Genomic DNA, 15,000 nt, shown 5'->3' on the forward strand with positions numbered 1-15,000 from the left:
TACAGAACGGGAGCAGCATAAATGGTCCCCGGCCCGAGCGTTTATATCACTCCGGGGAGTATTATGGGCTGGCCGCGCGGGACAATCGTGTGCCTCTGACAACCCACCCGCGGCCGCCCTTCGGCGGTCGAACCCCCGTCCGCGGCTTTTGCCCGACGCGCTCCGCTTCCCCCAGACGGGTCTCCGTCGCGTGCCGGTACCGATTTATCCCGCCCCGCCGACGGATCGGGTATGACCGGCGACGAGCGGACGGCCGATCTGGAGCCGGAGCTCAGGAGCTACGGCGTCAGCGTCGAATCGATCGACGGCGGCGACCCGCTGGAGCTGACGTACATGACCGCGTTCCCCGGCCGCGAGATCCACCGCGGCGAGATCGGACGCGCGCTCAACGCGCTCATCGACCGCGCGGAGGCCGACGAGTGGGACCCGGTCCGCGTCGAGGGCACGGTCGTTCGGTCTCCCGGCGACGTCCTGGGGACGTGGCGAGCCGAGGCGGCGTGGTTCGAGGCGCTCATGAGCTACGAGATATCCGAGACGGAGTTCTCGAGCCGCGTGTTAGAGACCGTGAGCCACGAGCCCGCGGACGGTCCCGAGGGCGAGGACGCCACGGCGACCGGCGGCGAGAGCGAGGGCGGGGCCGATACCGGACCCGAAAGCGACGCGGAGGCCGACCGGTGACCCGCCGCGATCCGGTCAACCGCGCGCAGCGCCGCCTCGCGCGTCCGGCCCGCGAGCGGTTCGCCACCCGGGCGGTCGCGTTCGACGTCGACGGCGCGACCTGTCGCGGGACGCTGTACCTCCCCGGCGGCGACGCGGACGACCCCCCGATCGTCGTGATGGCGCCCGGCCTCGGCGCGGAACGGACCTTCGGCTACCCCGCCGTCGCGGAGCGGTTCGCGGACGCGGGCTACGCCGCGCTCCTCTTCGATCACCCCGAGTTCGGCGGCTCCGACGGCGACTCGCAGGCCGTCGACCTCGCCCGCCAGCGCGCGGCGTACGAGGGCGCGGTCGACCGCGCGGAGCGCGTCGACGGCGTCGGGAACGACCTCGTGCTGTGGGGCGCGTCGCTGTCGGCCGCGCACGTCCTGACGCTCGCCGCGGAGCGCCGCGACGTCGACGCGGTCGTCGGGCTCGTGCCGATGCTCGACGGGCGCGCCGTCGCCGCGCGGCGCGGCGGGCGGTACCTCTTCCGCTCCGGCGTCGCGGGCCTCCGCGACCTGTTCGGTCACCGAGTCGGTCGCGGCCGCACGGTCCCCATCGTCGGCGGCGCGGAGGAGTGCGCGGCGATCACCGAGCCGGGGACGAAGCGGAAGTACCTCGACCTCGTCGACCGCGAGTCGGCGTGGCGCAACGAGACCCCCGCGCGGTCGCTGCTCGGCCTGGTCGGCTACCGGCCCGTGACGCGGCTCGACGAGATAGACGCCCCGACGCTGCTGCTCGCGGGGACCGACGACGCGATCGTCGACGCCGACTCGGTCGCCGCCGCCGGCGAGCGGCTCTCGCGAGGGACCGTCGTCACCATGCCCGCGGACCACTTCTCGGTCCTCGGGGACGACTTCGAGGGCGCGATCGGTCACCAGCTCTCCTTCCTCCGCGACGCGCTGGAGTGAGCGGGCGCGGCGACGCCCCCGCTCGCGGGTCGACGGCGGGCCGACCGCTCGCGCGACCACTTAAGTGAGCCCGCGGCGCACGCCCGGGTATGACAGCCATCGCGATGCTGAGCGTCGCACCGGTTATCGAGGACAGCATGGCCGAGGAGGTGGCGAAGGCCGTCGCCGCGCTCGACGAGTTCGACGTGAGCTACGAGACGAACCCGATGGGGACCGTGATCGAGGCCGACGACGCGGAGACGCTGTTCGCGGCCGCGGCGGCCGCCCACGACGCCGTCGACGGTGACCGCGTCTCGACGGTGCTGAAGATCGACGACAAGCGGACGAGCGACGGGACCGCCGCGGAGAAGGTCGACGCCGTCGAGGAGCACCTCGGACGCGCGGCGAAGCGGGAGCGCTGACCCGGCGCAGCGGCCCCGCTGGCGGTCGCGCCCGTCGTCATCCCTTGATGTTACAGACGGGGAAGGTGCGGGCGACCTTGTCGCCGATGCCGAGCTCGTCGCTGACGCGGATCACCTCGTCGATGTCCTTGTAGACGCCGGGCGCCTCCTCCGCGATGGTGGCGCCGGACTGCGCCTTCACGTAGATCCGCTGGCCGTCCTCGAGGTCGTCGCGGACGTCTTCGCCCCAGAACTCCTGTTTCGCCTGCGTCCGGCTCATCAGCCGCCCGGCGCCGTGGGCGGTCGAGCCGAAGGAGACCGACATCGACTCGTCGCCGCCGCGGAGGACGTACGAGCCGGCGCCCATGCTGCCGGGGATGATGACGGGCTGTCCCACGTCGCGGTACGTCTCGGGCACGTCCTCGTTGCCCGCGGGGAACGCCCGCGTCGCGCCCTTGCGGTGGACGTACAGCTCGCGCTCCTCGCGGTCGACCGCCTCGTCACCGAGGGCGGGGCGCCCCTCGGCGTCGACGCCGACCTCGTGCGTCTCCTTCTTCGCGATGTTGTGCGCCACGTCGTACAGCAGCTCCATCCCGAGGTCCGCGATCGGATCGGCGTCGAACACCTCGCCGAACGTCTCGCGGGCCTGATGGGTGATCAGCTGGCGGTTCACCCACGCGAAGTTGATGCACGCGCCCATCGCGCCGTAGTACTCCTCGGCCAGCGCCGACCCGGCCGGCGCGGCCGCGAGCTCCTTGTCGGGGAGCTCCGCGACGAGGTCCGCGTGCTCCGTCTCGATCCGGCGGAGGTAGTCGGTACAGGTCTGGTGGCCGAGCCCGCGGCTCCCGCAGTGGATCAGGACGACGATCCCGTCCTCCTCGAGGCCGTACGCCTCGGCAACGGTCTCCCGGAACACGTCGGTGACGCGCTGGACCTCCAGGAAGTGGTTGCCCGAGCCGAGCGACCCCATCTGGTTGCGCCCGCGGTCGGTCGCCTTCTGGGAGACGTACTCCGGGCGGGCGTCGGGGCGCCGCCCCTCGTCCTCGCAGCGCGCGAGGTCGCTCTCGATCCCGTACCCCGCCTCGACCGCCCACTCGACGCCGCGTTCGAGGGCGCCCTCGATCGCGTCGGCGTCGCCGTCGATCACGCCGCCGCCGCCGAGCCCGGCGGGGACCGCCTCGAACAGCGCGTCCACGAGCTCCTCCTCGCGGCCGCGCACGTCGTCGTAGGTGAGGTTCGTTCTCACCATCCTGACGCCGCAGTTGATGTCGTAGCCGATCGCGCCGGGCGAGATACAGCCGGTCCGGGCGTCTATCGCACCGACGCCGCCGACCGGGAAGCCGTACCCCTGGTGGCCGTCGGGCATACAGAGGGCGGGCTCGACGATGCCGGGCAGGTGGGTCGCGTTCTTCAACTGCTGAAGCGAGTCGTCGTCGCCGATCTCCTCCAGCAGGCTCTCGCTGGCGAGGACCCGCGCCGGGACGTTCATCTCGCCCTCGCGGGGGATCTCCCAGACGTGCTCGCGCACCTTCTCCAGCCGGATCCCGTCGAACTCGCGCGTGGTCATACCCGGCGTTCGACGCGGGGAGGCAAGGGCGTTGCGTCAGCGGGGCGCGGGGGCCGTCGGGTTCCGCGGGCGCCGAGGCCGTCCGCTCGCCCGCGATCTCACCGATCGACCGGATCGATCGGGAGCCAGCCGATCTCACCGTCCGCGAGCGTGAACGCGGCGAAGACCCGTCCGAGCACCAGCCCGTACAGCAGGTGTGCGACCGCGATGACCGCGCCGAACTCGAAGCTGGCCGTCAGTCCCGGCACCGGGAGCGTCGGCACCGGCAGCGAGGTGGCGCCTTCGATCGCGATCGCGGCCGGCAACAGCAGGCCGCCGGTTATCACGCCCAACAGCGCGGAGTGGGCGACGCCGAGCGAGAGACACCCGCCGACGTCCCCGCGCAGGTCGGCGAAGAACGGCCGGTCGAAGACGGCGACGAACAGCCCGCCGAACAGCGCGCTGTTGAACAGGTGGACGGCCCACCCGGCGAGGACCGTCTCGACCCCGATCAGCGCGCCGATCGTCGACATGAGCCCGAGGCCGAAATGTAACACGGCGCCCATCGCGGCGCCGGCGACGAGCCCGCCGACCGCCCCCGCGCGCCAGCGCCGACCCGGGGCGGGCGATTCGCTCCCCTCGCTCCGATCTGAGTGCGACATACGTTAGCAACGCACTCGATAAATATAACGGTTTTTCAGGTCGGGCGTCGGACGGGGGTTCGCGGCCTCACACGTCGAAGACGACGTACGCGTACCACTCGTCGCCGCGGCGTTCGAGCGCCATCTCGGAGTAGGTGACCGCCTTGACCTCCCGGGCGGCCACCGCGTCGAGCGGAACGCCGCGCGCGCTGGCCGCGAGCCGCCACCCCTCGGCGTCCCCGGAGCCGTCCGGGCGGTCCGTCTCCTCCGCTTCGACGACCGTACACCGGTGGTCGGCCGGGAGGACGAGCCGGACATCGCGCTCGTAGATCAGCCGATCGAGATAGTCGAACAGCAGGGCCTCGCGGCTCTCGGCGGCGACCGCGAGTTCGAACCGGTCGCCGGCCGCCGGAATCGACTCCGCGCTCGCGGCCGTGAGGCCGTCCGCGACCGCCGCGAACAGCGCCGAGAGCGTGTCGGCCGTCGCCTCGACGGCGACATCTGCGGTGTGGTCGCACAGTTCGTGGCTCATCGCTCGTCGCCCTCGCGGGCGTCGCCGCCGGATCCGTCCCCGGAGCCGAGTCCGGCGTCGCCGGCGCGGGGCCGATACCGCTCGTCGCTTCCCTCCTCGGTCCCGGCGCGGGACTCCTCGGCGCTCCCCGGCCGCTCGTCGGCCGGGAAGCGCGCGTCGATAGTCCGCTCCGGCGCGCCGGCGCGGAGGTCCTCCGAGTCGACGTCGTCGAGGTCGGCCGCGACCTCCTCTAGCGCGACGCCGCTCGTGACCAGCGCGCGGATCCCCTCGTCGACGGTCAGCTCGACGTCGACTACCCGCCGATCCGGGACGAAGACGACGTGGCCGCCCATCACCGGGTTCGGCGCCATCGGCATGAACAGCGTCCGCATCCCCTCGCCCTCGCTGTCCGCGTGGTCCGCGATGACGGCCGGCGTCTCGCTGGTGACGAACGCGAGCGTGTACGTGTCCTCGGTCGGGAACTCGACGAGGACGACCTCGCGGAAGTTCCCGCCGTCCGAGTCCAGCATGGCGTCGCTCATCTGCCGGAACCCCTGGTAGACGGAGCCCACGCCCGGCAGCCGTTCGACCGCGTCGTCGACGTAGTCGACGGCGCGTTCGCCGTACCGCGAGGACTCGACGCCCGCGCCGATGAGGAGGATGAGGCCCACGAACACGATCGGCGTCGCGATCTCGATCGCGAGTTCCCGAGAGATGACGCTGATCACCGGCAGCCCGTTCCCGGGCGACACGGCGACGACCGCCGACGAGAACACGTCGAGGTAGTTGTACACCGCGTTGAACACGAACGTGAGGACGATCAGCGTGATGACGGCGGGGACGATGACGGCGACGCCCGTGAGGAACGCCCGTCGGAGGAGTTCGGCTCCCGACGACTCGTCGGTCATTACCCGTCTTCACGCGCGACTGCGACAAAATCGTTTCCGTCGCGGATTCGGCGGGGATCGACTCCGGCCCGCCGAGAGAAGGGCTGCCCCCGCAACCGCGCTCGCCGGTGGCGTCGCCGTTCGCAACCGCGCTCGCCGGTGGCATCGCCGCTCGCAACGGTCCCCGCTGGCGGTGGAGTTATATTCCGCTGGCGTGTTAGGTCATCCCAGTGAGCGTCAACGTCGAGAAGCGGACCGACCCCCCCGGCGAGTCCGATTACGCGACCGCCGCGTGGGAGCTCAAAGAGCGCATTCGGTCCGCGGAGGGCGTCCTCCGACAGCGACGCGGCTTCTTCGTCGACGCGTACCGCCGGTCGACCGCGCACCTGCTCGTCGAGAACGACCGGCTCGTCGCGTTCGCCTCCGTCCGCCGGGACGGCTACATCCTCTTTCTCGCCGTTCACCCGGACCACCGCGGCCGCGGCCACGCCGAGCGGCTGGTCGCCGACATCGCGGAGAACCACCGGTCGGTGACCTGCCACGCCCGCACGACGAACCGGCAGGCGCTCGGCTTCTACGAGCACCTCGGCTTCGAGGTGATCCGCCGCATCGACGACTACTACGAGGACGGCGGCGACGCCTACTACCTCAAGCTCGGCGGGGAATCGCTCCGCGAGCGGCTCTCCGGGTTCGTCGGCCGGTAGGCGGTCGTTCCTCGCCGTCCCCGTCGGCTCCGCTCGACCGGAAGGCCACCGAACCGACAGTCATTAGCGCCCGCCGCGAGGAGGAGCCGGCATGTCGCAACCGACTCCCGCGGACCTCGCGACTCGGGTCCGCGACGGCGACCTCCGCTTCCACGAGCTGGAAGACCACGCCGACGCCGACGCCGCGGCCGCCGCGCGCCGGCTACTCGTCGCGGAGGCGACCGACGCCGACCTCGACCCGCTCGGCGAGTACGCGTTCGACGCCGACGCGGTCCACGGCTCGAACATCGAGAACACCCTCGGCGGCGTCCAGGTCCCCGTCGGCGTCGCCGGGCCGGTGACGATCGACGGCGGCGCGCGCTCGGGCGAGCGCTACCTCCCCCTGGCGACCACCGAGGGGGCCCTGGTCGCGTCGATCAACCGCGGCTGCTCCGTCGTCGAGGATGCCGGCGGCGCGACCGCGCGGGTGACGAAGAGCGGGATGACCCGCGCGCCCGTGTTCCGGGTCGCGGGCGTCGCCGAGGCCGAGGCGCTCGTCGCCTGGGTCCGCGACAACGAGCCCGCGCTCGCCGAGGCCGCGGAGTCGACGACGAGCCACGGCGAGCTGCTGGACGTGACGCCGTACGTCGTCGGCAACAACGTCTTCTGCCGGTTCCGCTACGACACGAAGGACGCGATGGGGATGAACATGGCCACCATCGCGACGCGGGAGGCCTGCGACGTGGTGGAGGCGGAGACGGACGCCTCGCTCGTCGCGCTGTCGGGGAACCTCTGTTCGGACAAGAAGCCGGCAGCGATCAACGCCGTCGAGGGGCGCGGCCGCTCGGTCGTCGCGGACGCGACGGTCCCCCGCGAGGTCGTCGAGGACCGCCTCCACACCACGCCGGAGGCGATCGCGGAGATCAACACCCGGAAGAACCTCGTCGGCTCCGCGAAGGCGGGCGCGCTCGGCTTCAACGCCCACGTCGCCAACGCGGTCGCGGCGATGTTCCTCGCCACCGGGCAGGACGAGGCGCAGGTCGTCGAGGGGGCGAACGCGATCACGACCGCCGAGACGACCGCCGACGGCGACCTCTACGTCTCCGTCTCGCTGGCGAGCCTGGAGGTCGGGACGGTCGGCGGCGGGACGAAGCTGCCGACCCAGCGGGCGAGCTTAGAGATCCTCGGCGTCGCCGGCGGCGGCGACCCGGCCGGCAGCAACGCCGACGCGCTCGCGGAGTCGATCGCGGTCTGCGCGCTCGCGGGCGAGCTCTCCCTGCTCGCGGCGCTCGGCTCGCGACACCTCTCGTCGGCGCACGAGGAGCTCGGCCGGTAGGCAGCGCCGCCGCCCGCGGAACGCTCCCTCTCTCAGTCCGACCAGCGCGGGCAGTCGTCGCGGAGCGCCTCGCGCCCCGCGTCGGTGACCCGGTAGACCGCCTCGCCGGAGACGCGCTCGACGAGCCCGGCGTCTTCCAGCGCGGTCAGCCGCGACTCGGCGTGGTCGCCGTACAGGCCCGTGTTCCCGGCGATGAACGCCTGGTAGTCCGCACCGACGTCGGCGAGGTACGAGAGCAGCCGCTCGTCGGAGCGCGTGAGCGACTGTCGGCCGGGACCGATCCGATCGTCGCTCCCCCCGTCCTCGGCACTTCCCGCCGAACGGTCGGTCGGCTGCGCGTCGGGTGCGGCCATCTCACACGTGGTGACGTGTGTCACGATAAAGGGGCCACCGGCGGTTCCCACTCGCTGGGAGCCGCGGCCGATCTGCGGAACGTGTTCGGGATCCGACCGGTCCGACCGAGGCCGTCTCGTCGGCCTCCCCGGCTCAGTCGTCGGCGTCGGCGGGCGGCGTCCCGGTCGCGTCGCCTCCGGCCCCTTCGCCGCCGGACTGGCGGTCCGGAAGCATCGGCGTCCCGTCGGCGCGCGGGCCGAGCCGCGGGCCGTGCGGGCCGTCGTCGGGGTCGATGCGGCGCCGGGTCCGGTAGTCCGTCGAGCGCTCGACCGGGGTCCGGCCGATCGCCGCGATCATCTCGACGTAGTCGTCGAACGAGCGGTACTCGCCGTACTCGCCGCCAGCGCGGCTGGTGATCTCCTCCGAGAGGATGGTGCCCATGAAGTCGTCGGCGCCGCAGTTGAGCAGCTTCAGCCCGTGGGCGTCGCCCGACTTCACCCACGAGGCCTGGACGTGGTCGACGTTGTCGAGGAAGAGCCGCGCGACCGCGACGACGAGCTCGTCCTCGGCGCGCGAGGGGCCGGAGTCGACGACGCCCCGGCGGTACAGCGGGGTGTTCTGGTGGATGAAGGAGAGCGGGACGAACTCGGTGATCGCGCCCGTGCGGTCCTGGAGGTCCCGGATCACCTTCAGGTGCCGCGCGCGGTGTGCGACCGTCTCGACGTGGCCGTACATCATCGTCGAGGTGACGTCGAGACCGGCGGCCGCCGCGCCCTCGATCGCCGCCACCCAGTCGTCGGTGCGGATCTTGCCCGGGCAGATCACGTCGCGGACCTCGTCGACGAGGATCTCGGCGGCGGTGCCCGGCGCGGAGTCGAGTCCGGCGTCGGCCAGTTCGCGGTAGACGGTCTCGTACTCCCAGTCCGTGCCGCGTTTGGCGTGGTACGCCTCTTCCGGCGTCATCGAGTGGAGGTGGACGCCGCCGACCGACATCGCGTCCATCTGCTCGGCGTAGGTGCCCGGGTCGGTCGCGTACGCCTCCGGCGGCTTGTAGTTCACCTCGCTCGCGGGGTCGCCGTGCGCCGCGAGGATCTCGTGATGCTCCTCGTTCAGCGCGAACGCCGGGTGGAGCCCCGAAACGGAACACACCTCGTAGATTCCCATGTCGAGGGCGTCCTCGACGACCGCGCGCGACTCCGCGGGCGGCTTGGTGAAGCCCGCGTGCTCGACGTCGCTGTCGGCCTCGAACGCGTGCGCGGAGTCCTTGAAGTTACAGAAGAGGCAGCCCGTGTTACAGGCCGTGGTGACGTTGTTGTTGAGGTTGGCGACGAAGGTGACCTCGTCGCCGACCTCCTCGGCCCTGCGCCGGTCCGCGGCCTCCAACACCGCCTCCTTGCGCACGGGGTCGATTCCCGACGACGCCGTGCCGGTGGCGAGCAGTTCGGTCGCGTCGGCGACCGTCAGCCGGGCGCCGTCGCGGGCCTTCGCGAGCGCGTTCTCGAACGACTGGTCGGTCGCGGGCGTCGCGAAGTCGAACTCGTTCGCGCCGCTCTCCGACTCGCCGCCGCCGGCCTCGTCCGTTCCGCTCGCGCCGGAACTGTCCCCCGAACTCATCCCCTAACGCTCCCGGTTCCACCCTGATAAACGGGCGGGTCGCGACACCGATCGGGTCGGGAAGAGGGCGCCGATTGCGAACGGCTATTTATAAACAGCTCCGAGCGACGCTACATCTATTTATAAACAACTGCGGTGGCGCGTGCCTGCGAGCGGCCGCCCTTGGCGGCCGCGAGACAGCACCGCGCGAGGGAGTCGGCCGACCGAAGGGAGGCCGACGAGGCTGGGGAGGTGTGAGGTGCGGTCGCTGTGCGGGGTGGGACTCAAAGGGGCAGTCACCGGCGGCTCCGCCGCCGGTTGGCCGTGGCGCTACGCGCCTCGCGGCTGGAGCTTTGGCGGAGTCCTTCGCGTATTTGTAGTCGACTGTTTATAAGCGAGCGGTCGGGGCTTTGGCGGAGTTAGTAGCCGATCCGCCAGAACCTATTTATAAGTAAACGACCGATTCAGCACTCCCTGTTCACGCAACGTCTCGGTCCTCGTCGGCGTGCGCGCGGACCCACAGCTCGCCGATCCGCGAGAGGCTCGTCCGGTAGGACTTCCCGTGTTCCTCGCGCTCGATGTACCCCTTACCGCCGGGCCCGAGCCGGTCGACATTATAAATGACCTTCGAGCGGAACGAGTCGGTGTACTCCTCGTTGAGCTCGGCCGCGAGCGTCTCCGCCAGCTCCGACACTGACTCGAACTCGCCGTGTTCACCAAGCGTGAACAGCACGAGCTCCTCGAACGGCTTGACGTTCTGGAAGGAGGCGACCGGCAGCTCGATCACGTGGCTGTCGCCGATGCGCTTCGCGCCGATGGTGGTGCCGCGCTCGTCGAACTCCGCGAGGCGGTCCGTGGTGCTCGCCAGCCGGTCCGCGACGCGGTCGGGGTCGACGCCCGCCTCGGCGATGGCCGCGTCGTCGCCGGCGTCGAGGTCGCGCAGAAGGTCCCGCGTCGCGCGCAGCTCCTCGGCGAGCTCGGTCTCCAAGTACTTCTCGGGGGCCGTGTAGTAGGTGTGGATGCGGTCGCGGTCCGCCTGCCGCTCGACCATGATCGAGTGGGCGGCGGTGGCGAACGCGAACGAGACCGGTCGCGGCATCGAACAGAGGTTCACCCACACCTCGCGGTCGTCGGTGTCGTCGACGCCCTCGTCGCGGTCCAGTTCGGCGTTGATCAGGTCGAAGGCGCGCTCGAAGGCGGCGTCGTAGTCGTACACGTCGTCCAGGCGTTCTCGGACCGTCTCGGCGCCGAGGAGGTTCCGGAAGTCCTGTTCGAGCTTGCGCGCGATGTTGCGCGAGTACTCGACGTTGGCCTCGCTGCCGACCGTCCCCTCCAGCAGTATCACCCGGTCGACGTCGAACTGGTCCCGGATGAGGGGGGCGATCATCCGGTCGTAGTCGAACCCGACCGGAACGATGTGGGTCTGCATACGCGAGGCGTTTGGCGGGACGTACTGATAAACGGCCGCACCCGAGTTCGGTCCCGGCGGGTCGGCCGCCCCTTCCGCGAGCAGTAGGGTTATTTCGCTCTGTGCCGTACGCTGACACGGTATGTCACAGCAAGGCGTTCAAGAGGAGCTGTACGTCGACCAGTACACGCTCGGGCTCGTCGGGCCCGACCAGGAGTGGGCCGGCACGGTCGCGGACGGCGGGACGGTGACGACGTACACGCCCCCGGGCTGTTGGGGGCCGATGGTGACGCCATCGTTCCGGGGCGGCCACGAGGTGACCCGGCCGATCCGCGTCGAGGGCGCCGAGGTGGGCGACGCCGTCGCGATCCACATCCGCGACGTGGAGGTGACGAGCATGGCCACCAGCACGGGGTCGATGGCGGAGCGCGAGGGCGCGTTCGGCGACGACCCATTCGTCGACCACCGCTGTCCGGAGTGCGGCACGACGTGGCCGGACTCCGTCGTCGAGGGCACCGGCGAGGACGCGATCCGCTGTGCGGAGTGCGGCGCCAACGCCTCCTCGTTCGGCTTCGAGTACGGCTACACCGTCGCGTTCGACCACGAGAACGCGGTCGGGATCACCCTCGACGAGGCGGGCGCCCACGAGCTCGCGCTCGACGCCGACGAGGTGATGGACATCCCCGAGAACGCCCGGCAGCACCCGATCCTGTTGTACGAGCCGGACGGGATGCCCGGCGCGCTCGGCCGCCTCCGCCCGTTCATCGGCAACATCGGCACCACGCCGCCGGTGACGATGCCCGACTCGCACAACGCGGGCGACTTCGGCCAGAACCTGATCGGCGCCGACCACGACTACGGCGTCGAGACCGAGGAAGACCTCGACCTGCGCACCGACGGCCACATGGACGTGCCCGAGGTCCGCGCGGGCGCGACGCTGATCTGCCCGGTCGTCGTCGACGGCGGCGGGGTCTACGTGGGCGACCTCCACGCGAACCAGGGCGACGGGGAGCTGTCCTTACACACCACCGACGTGAGCGGCACCGTCACGATGGACGTCGAGGTGATCGAGGACCTCGACCTCGACGGCCCGGTCCTCCTGCCGAACGAGGAGGATCTCCCGTTCATCAGCGCGCCGTACAGCGACGAGGAGATCGAGGCGGGAGAGGACCTCGGGGACGAACACGGCGTCGACGTCGACACCGACGCCGCCCCGATCCAGGTGATCGGCTCCGGCGCGACCGTCAACGACGCCACCCGGAACGCCTTCGACCGCGCCGGGACCCTGCTCGGCATGAGCGAGGGCGAGGTCCGCGCCCGGTGTACGTTCACCGGCGGCGTCCAGATCGGCCGGCTCCCGGGCGTCGTCCAGCTCGACATGCTGGTCCCGTCCGACGTGCTGGAAGCATCCGGACTCGACGACGTGACGCGCGCCCAGTACGACTTGTAAGTCGTTGCTGGCGGATCGGCGTCGGAGACAGCCAGACCTCTGGCTTCTTATTTTATAAACGACTACCAATAGATCGACGACGGAGACCGCCAAAGCCCCGGCCGCTCGGTTATAAATAGCTTCCAGCAGATCGGTGACGAACACCGTCAAAACCCCCGCCGCTTGCTTATAGATGACTGCTGGCGGAGCGGTAACGAACACCGCCAAAGCCCCAGCCGCGAGACCGCCCCGCACAGCGACCACGCCTCGCGCCTCCCCAGCCTCGTCGGCCTCCCTTCGGTCGGCCGACTCCCTCGCGCGGTGCTGTCTCGCGGCCGCCAAGGGCGGCCGCTCGCAGGCACGCGCCGCCGTAGTAGCGGCCGAATCCCGTGTCGCACAGCGTTCACCGCCGCGACCGTCCCCGCCCGCCGGTCGCCCCCGACGGCCCTGCCGGGATCCGTCGCGTCGGGCCCTCCGACTCGGCCCGCTCCCGCAGGCGCTCGACGCGTTCGTCGGTCGACGGGTGCGTCGACAGCCAGCGCTCGGCCGCCCCGTCGGTCCGCTTGTGCGCCGAGAAGGGAGCGAGCGGCCACGACGGGTCGGTCGCGCGCTCGATCCGGCGCAGCGCCCGCGCGAGCGCGATCGGGTCGCCGGTCACCTCGGCGGCGCGGTCGTCGGCCGCGAACTCCCGCTTTCGCGACCGCGACCGCGTGACGAGCGTCGCGAGGACGAACCCGGCGAACAGCGCGCCGGCGAGCGCCCGATGGAGCCGTGCGAACGGGCCCGACCGGTCGCCCGGCCGGCCGCGGATCCACGCCGAGGCGGCGGCGAGGCCCGACAGCGCGAGCAGCGCCGGCAGCGCGAGGACGGTGGCGAACCCGACGAGGACGCGTCCGACCCCGTCGGCCATCGCGATCGCGAACCCGTCGTTCGTCTCCAAGTGCGCCAGCTCGTGCGCGAGGATCGCCTCGATCTCGCGGGGCGAAAGGAGGCGGAACAGCGAGCGGTCGATCACCAGCGCGCCGCCGGTCGTCCCGCTCCCGACCGCGAACGCGTTCGGCGCGCGGGCGTCGGTGACGTACAGGTCCGGACGCTCGACCTCCATCCGCGCCGCGAGCGCGTCGATCCGCCGGTGGAGGTCGGACGCCCGCCTCCGGGGGACGCGATCGCCCTCCAGGTTCGCGAGGACCTGCGCGGTGCCGAGCCGGTAGCTGAGGTACGCCGACCCGAGCGCGACGGCGGCCGCCAGCGCGAGGAGGGCCGGGAGGTCGGGGCGGGCGGCCCAGGCCGCGCGCAGCAGGTCGGCGACGAACAGCGCCGCGGTCAGGTAGGCGCCGAGCAGGGCGACGCCGACGACCGCCGCGGCCGCGCGGAACGCGAGCCGGGACATGTCCGGAATTACGCGACGACGGGGCAAACGCGTTGCGGCCGAGATGGCCCGCGGGGGTCGTCGTCGCCGCGTTCCGGTGCCCCCCGCTTCGGACTCCCCCACCCGGGCCGCCGGAAGGAAAAGCCGTAATTCCCCGGCGGCAAAATCGGGTGTCATGGACGCACGCGTCCGCGAACACGCGGAGATCATCGCCGACCACGCCACCGGCATCGAGTCGGGCGACGACGTGGTCATCCAGATGCCGAAGGAGGCCGAGGACCTCGCGGTCGCGCTCCACGAGGTCTGCGGCGACCGCGGGGCCAACCCCGTCTACCTCAACTACTCGAAGCGCGCCCAGCGCGCGTTCAAGCGCTCCTCGGACGAGTTCACCGAACCGAGCCACCGGCGCGCCCTCTACGAGGAGGCCGACGTGTTCGTCATCGCGCGCGGCGGCGCGAACGCCACCGAGGACGCCGACGTCGACCCCGAGACGAACGCCGCGCACAACCGCGCGATGGAGGAGGTCAAGCGCACGCGCCTCTCGAAGACGTGGTGTCTCACGCAGTACCCGACCGCGAGCCACGCCCAGCTCGCCGGGATGAGCACCGAGGCGTACGAGAACTTCGTGTGGGACGCCGTCTCGCTCGACTGGGACGAACAGCGCGAGTTCCAGTCGAACATGGTCGAGATCCTCGACGACGCCGACGAGGTCCGGATCGCGTCGGGCGAGGAGACCGACCTCACCCTCGACGTGTCGGGCAACTCCACGCTCAACGACCACGGCGAGGCGAACCTCCCCGGCGGCGAGGTGTTCACCGCGCCGACGCGCGACGGCGTCGACGGCGAGGTCCACTTCGACCTGCCGCTCTACCGCTACGGTCGCGAGATCGAGGGGGTCCGGCTCCGGTTCGAGGACGGCGAGGTCGTCTCGCACTCCGCCGAGCGTAACGAGGACCTCCTCACCGGCATCCTCGACACCGACGAGGGCTCTCGGCGCCTCGGCGAACTGGGCATCGGGATGAACCGGCAGATCGACCGGTTCACCTACAACATGCTGTTCGACGAGAAGATGGGCGACACCGTCCACATGGCGGTCGGCTCCGCGTACCCGGAGACGGTCGGCGGGGACAACGAGGTCAACGAATCCGCCGAGCACGTCGACATGATCGTCGACATGAGCGAGGACTCGGTCATCGAGGTCGACGGCGAGGTCGTCCAGCGGAACGGGACGTTCGTCTTCGAGGACGGGTTCTGAGGGGCGGTCGCGGCTTTCG

At 71.3% G+C, this 15,000-nt stretch carries 15 protein-coding genes; 7 read left to right on the forward strand and 8 right to left on the reverse strand.

What is annotated here, in order from left to right:
- Positions 1-231 precede the first annotated feature (231 nt).
- The 3 genes from BM286_RS04105 (at position 232) to BM286_RS04115 (ending at position 2,011) form a co-directional block, all read left to right on the forward strand.
- Positions 232-678 carry a hypothetical protein gene (locus BM286_RS04105; RefSeq protein ID WP_092920300.1) on the forward strand — a complete coding sequence of 149 codons (447 nt, stop codon included), beginning with the start codon at positions 232-234 and terminating at the stop codon, positions 676-678.
- Entirely contained in the window at positions 675-1,610 is a 936-nt protein-coding gene (locus BM286_RS04110) for an alpha/beta hydrolase (RefSeq protein ID WP_092920301.1), read from the forward strand. The genes BM286_RS04105 and BM286_RS04110 overlap by 4 nt, the downstream gene beginning before the upstream one ends.
- An 89-nt stretch (positions 1,611-1,699) precedes the next feature.
- Positions 1,700-2,011 carry an MTH1187 family thiamine-binding protein gene (locus tag BM286_RS04115; protein WP_092920302.1) on the forward strand — a complete coding sequence of 104 codons (312 nt, stop codon included), beginning with the start codon at positions 1,700-1,702 and terminating at the stop codon, positions 2,009-2,011.
- A 37-nt stretch (positions 2,012-2,048) separates the two neighbouring features.
- Here BM286_RS04115 and BM286_RS04120 read toward each other — a convergent pair whose 3' ends face one another.
- From BM286_RS04120 to BM286_RS04135, 4 genes are all read right to left on the reverse strand, one after another.
- Positions 2,049-3,557, reverse strand: coding sequence for an RtcB family protein (locus BM286_RS04120; protein ID WP_092920303.1), 1,509 nt, complete (start codon positions 3,555-3,557; stop codon positions 2,049-2,051).
- A gap of 98 nt (positions 3,558-3,655) precedes the next feature.
- Positions 3,656-4,198, reverse strand: a complete 543-nt coding sequence (locus BM286_RS04125) for a hypothetical protein (RefSeq protein WP_092920304.1) — start codon at positions 4,196-4,198, stop codon at positions 3,656-3,658.
- Between the two features lie 67 nt (positions 4,199-4,265).
- Positions 4,266-4,709, reverse strand: a complete 444-nt coding sequence (locus BM286_RS04130) for an archease (RefSeq protein ID WP_092920305.1) — start codon at positions 4,707-4,709, stop codon at positions 4,266-4,268.
- Entirely contained in the window at positions 4,706-5,596 is an 891-nt protein-coding gene (locus BM286_RS04135; protein ID WP_092920306.1) for a DUF502 domain-containing protein, read from the reverse strand. The genes BM286_RS04130 and BM286_RS04135 overlap by 4 nt, the downstream gene beginning before the upstream one ends.
- 209 nt (positions 5,597-5,805) lie before the next feature.
- Between BM286_RS04135 and BM286_RS04140 the strand changes: the two genes are divergently transcribed.
- Positions 5,806-6,279 carry a GNAT family N-acetyltransferase gene (locus BM286_RS04140; RefSeq protein ID WP_092920307.1) on the forward strand — a complete coding sequence of 158 codons (474 nt, stop codon included), beginning with the start codon at positions 5,806-5,808 and terminating at the stop codon, positions 6,277-6,279.
- A gap of 91 nt (positions 6,280-6,370) precedes the next feature.
- Positions 6,371-7,594: a hydroxymethylglutaryl-CoA reductase (NADPH) gene (hmgA, locus tag BM286_RS04145; RefSeq protein ID WP_092920308.1), complete on the forward strand. Its 1,224-nt coding sequence runs from the start codon at positions 6,371-6,373 to the stop codon at positions 7,592-7,594.
- Positions 7,595-7,626: 32 nt separating this feature from the next.
- On the opposite strand, the gene BM286_RS04150 is transcribed toward hmgA, so the two are convergent.
- The 3 genes from BM286_RS04150 to BM286_RS04160 all read right to left on the reverse strand — a co-directional run bounded on the left by BM286_RS04150 (position 7,627) and on the right by BM286_RS04160 (position 10,949).
- Entirely contained in the window at positions 7,627-7,947 is a 321-nt protein-coding gene (locus BM286_RS04150; protein ID WP_092920309.1) for a DUF2250 domain-containing protein, read from the reverse strand.
- Positions 7,948-8,080: 133 nt separating this feature from the next.
- On the reverse strand, positions 8,081-9,541 hold the full coding sequence (gene cofH / locus BM286_RS04155) for a 7,8-didemethyl-8-hydroxy-5-deazariboflavin synthase subunit CofH (protein WP_092920310.1): 1,461 nt from the start codon (positions 9,539-9,541) through the stop codon (positions 8,081-8,083).
- Positions 9,542-9,998: 457 nt separating this feature from the next.
- On the reverse strand, positions 9,999-10,949 hold the full coding sequence (locus tag BM286_RS04160) for an HFX_2341 family transcriptional regulator (protein ID WP_092920311.1): 951 nt from the start codon (positions 10,947-10,949) through the stop codon (positions 9,999-10,001).
- Positions 10,950-11,070: 121 nt separating this feature from the next.
- On the opposite strand from BM286_RS04160, the gene BM286_RS04165 reads away from it, so the two are divergent.
- Positions 11,071-12,378 carry an acetamidase/formamidase family protein gene (locus tag BM286_RS04165; RefSeq protein WP_092920312.1) on the forward strand — a complete coding sequence of 436 codons (1,308 nt, stop codon included), beginning with the start codon at positions 11,071-11,073 and terminating at the stop codon, positions 12,376-12,378.
- Between the two features lie 382 nt (positions 12,379-12,760).
- Here the strand turns inward: BM286_RS04165 and BM286_RS04170 are convergent, their stop codons facing one another.
- Positions 12,761-13,747 (reverse strand): M48 family metallopeptidase, encoded by a 987-nt coding sequence (locus BM286_RS04170; RefSeq protein ID WP_092920313.1) that lies wholly within the window; start codon positions 13,745-13,747, stop codon positions 12,761-12,763.
- A 154-nt stretch (positions 13,748-13,901) separates the two neighbouring features.
- Between BM286_RS04170 and BM286_RS04175 the strand changes: the two genes are divergently transcribed.
- Positions 13,902-14,981 (forward strand): aminopeptidase, encoded by a 1,080-nt coding sequence (locus BM286_RS04175; RefSeq protein WP_092920314.1) that lies wholly within the window; start codon positions 13,902-13,904, stop codon positions 14,979-14,981.
- Positions 14,982-15,000: the final 19 nt, after the last annotated feature.

The sequence above is a fragment of the Halorubrum sodomense genome (genome assembly GCF_900111935.1).
In the GTDB taxonomy this organism is placed as follows: domain Archaea; phylum Halobacteriota; class Halobacteria; order Halobacteriales; family Haloferacaceae; genus Halorubrum; species Halorubrum sodomense.